Below are 347 nucleotides of genomic sequence, written 5' to 3'. Positions count from 1 at the left end.
CGCCGCCCTTGCGGAAGCTATCGCGCAGCAGCGGGAACGCAGCTTCCGCACCTATGGCTACCGGCGGATGTGGCTTCTGGCGATGAAGCAGCAGAAAAAGGCAGTCGCCGCGGAGTTACAGCTCCACAGCGACCAAGGATTTCAGTACACCTCGCGAGCATACTTCAATCTGACAAAATCTTACGGCATTACACCTTCCATGTCAAGACGGGGAAACCCATATGACAATGCAATGGCGGAAAATTTCTTCTCCATCCTCAAAACGGAATGCATTTACCGCCATAAACCGGCTGCTTTTTCTGAAGCCAACGAGATGATGGACCGCTATATCCTCTTTTACAACCATG

Annotated in this window: 1 protein-coding gene; it reads left to right on the top strand. The window is 51.9% G+C overall.

Going from position 1 to position 347, the window contains the following annotated elements; genetic code table 11:
• A partial coding sequence (locus HJY11_RS13395) for an integrase core domain-containing protein (RefSeq protein WP_208076441.1) occupies positions 1 to 347 on the top strand: 347 nt, incomplete at both ends.

Origin of the sequence: Bittarella massiliensis (ex Durand et al. 2017), from assembly GCF_017566145.1 — a bacterium.
GTDB classification, from domain to species: Bacteria; Bacillota; Clostridia; order Oscillospirales; family Ruminococcaceae; genus Bittarella; species Bittarella massiliensis_A.
The sequence above is the reverse complement of the archived record's forward strand: the minus strand, read 5'-3'. Positions and strand labels throughout refer to the sequence as shown.